2 protein-coding genes and 1 tRNA gene are annotated in these 2,290 nt (G+C 38.7%); all 3 read right to left on the reverse strand.

Going from position 1 to position 2,290, the window contains the following annotated elements:
* Window positions 1-177: 177 nt before the first annotated feature.
* Window positions 178-261 (reverse strand) — tRNA-Leu (locus tag KKD20_02420).
* 95 nt (window positions 262-356) lie between these two features.
* A complete protein-coding gene (locus KKD20_02425; GenBank protein ID MBU4331957.1) occupies window positions 357-851 on the reverse strand; it encodes a hypothetical protein in 495 nt (164 codons plus the stop codon).
* 28 nt (window positions 852-879) lie between these two features.
* Complete coding sequence (locus tag KKD20_02430) at window positions 880-2,133, reverse strand: radical SAM protein (protein ID MBU4331958.1); 1,254 nt, start codon at window positions 2,131-2,133, stop codon at window positions 880-882.
* Window positions 2,134-2,290 lie beyond the last annotated feature (157 nt).

Below are 2,290 nucleotides of genomic sequence, written 5' to 3' on the forward strand. Positions count from 1 at the left end.
AGCAGAGCTAAAAAAACTGGCTAAGAACGTAGAAAAAAGTAATTACGTTAAAGATAAGCGGCAGAATAAATAGGGACAGCGGCTAATTATCAACATCGTAGGGGAGGTTCCTGCCTACCGGCAGGTAGGTAAGCCTCCCCTACGAATTAAGAAAAATTAGCCGCTGTCCCTATTTATTGGTGCGCGGGGAGGGAGTTGAACCCTCACGCCTTGCAGCACTACCCCCTCAAAGTAGCGTGTCTGCCATTCCACCACCCGCGCGCAATCTATCTTTCAATTAATAATTGTGCAGCACCCGCATAAAATATAAAAGAAGTTATTTATTTTTAGCCAATGGATTAGGCGATAAAAAATAGCTATCTCTTAAATTGTTCTTTAATATAGGGCCTTGTAAAATAATAAATCGCTAAAGCTGAGATACCGATATCAATCGCATAAACACACCACAAAGAAACCCAGGCAATCATATTTGTGTATGCCGGGGAAGTTAGCTGACAGGAACCGGCTATAGGATGTATATTTTTAACGACAATCTGCGTATGCTTACTCATGGCGTCAAAAGGATGCTTCCAATAAAATATAGAAATAGTAAACCAGGAAAAGAGCACGGCGAATTTACGAAATATTTCTTCCCGGCGCAAGATTCCTATGGCTAAAGCCAACTCAAATATCCTAAATATTATTGAAAGAGGATAGCGCAGCAAGATTATTTTCCCGGGCAAAGCCTGAAAAATCGTGCTATACCAAGAGTAGTAATTTGGCGTCAGTAACTTAACATAAAGCTGAAAAAGCGAATCTACAATAAAATATAGCCCAAAAAGTGTTATACCGAGAGCGAATTTCTTTTTCATTTTTGCCCCTTTAACCTAAAGACACCTTTTAAAAACCATACAATAACCAACGGCTTAAGTAATACCCTCCCTGCCAACTTACAAAAAAAAGAAGCCAAAAAAATAGAATTGATGGTGAAAAGAAAACAGTTAAATATCTGATGAACCAAAACCAAAGATAAACGCTAAAAACAGAGATCTGCTTTGGCTTAAATACACAGGTTAATATATCATATTTACGCCAATCAAGCGAATTAATCCTGTTTTCTTTTTTTAGGCGGAGGAATAAATCTGTCCCCGGAAAAGGCGTTAAAATCAACAGGTAAATATGCCAGATTCTGGAACGCACCAAAAACCATAATAATTTCAAATAATCAAAATGGCTGTAATGGTCTAGGCCAATGATAAAAGAACCAAAAATCTTTATTTTATGAGCTTTAATATTATTAATGGCAATTTTATAATCCTCAGCCGTTTGAATCTGCTTTAAAGATGTCTTGGGGTAATCTTTTGAATATATACTTTCAAAACCAATTAATAGCCTCTTGCATCCGCTCTCTTTAGCCAACCATAAAATTTCTTCGTCAAAGCCAATATCAATTGAACAATTGCCTATCCAGGAAACTTTCAAAGGAATCATCTCTTTAAAAAGCTTTTTTGCGTAATCTGGGCTTGAATAAATATTATCGCAACGAAATATTACCATTGGCCTACGGATAAAAAAGGCACGCTTAGCCTTTTTAATCCTCTTAATGATTTCGATTACTTGTTCTGTCTTGGTAAAACGCAACCACGTAGATATACGCGCGCAGAAATCACAATGATATTTGCACCCGCGGGCGATATGGACGCCTGCCAGACTAAGCAGGCGCGGGTCTAGATGTAAAAAATAGTCATAAACAGGAGTAAAAAAATCTTCCAGCGATTCGCCTTTGTATACCTTTTGCAGGTGATTGTTTTCGAAATCTTTGATCACCTGAGCCCAAACTGACTCTGCCTCCCCAATAACAATGCTATCTGCATGCTCAGCCGCCTCAAGCGGCAAAGCAGTTACATGAGGGCCTCCTAAAACCACTTTAGAGCCGGCGAGCCTGAATTTATCTGCCAGGCGATAAGCTTCAAAAGCAGTAGAGGTTAAACAGCTGATACCAATGAGTTTTCCGCCGGAAAAGTCGCTGCCAAACCAAAACTGTTTTAAATTAATTATTTTAATCTTATAATCTACGGGAGTTAAAGCGGCAAGCGTTAGTAAAGAATATGAAACAGGGTTCCCTGTGCCAATCCTCTGGATAATATTAACCAAGAAACGGGAAAGGCGCGGATTAACAATAGGATTAATAAGAATCAGTTCTTTATTGATTTTTCACCCTTGAATCTTTAATGCAGGATTACCAAGCCTTAATTAGTTGCCCCGCATGGAATCGAACCATGATAGCCAGATCCAGAATCTGAAGTCCTAC

The sequence above is a fragment of the Patescibacteria group bacterium genome (assembly GCA_018896645.1).
In the GTDB taxonomy this organism is placed as follows: Bacteria; Patescibacteriota; Patescibacteriia; order UBA2591; family JABMQE01; genus JAHIMF01.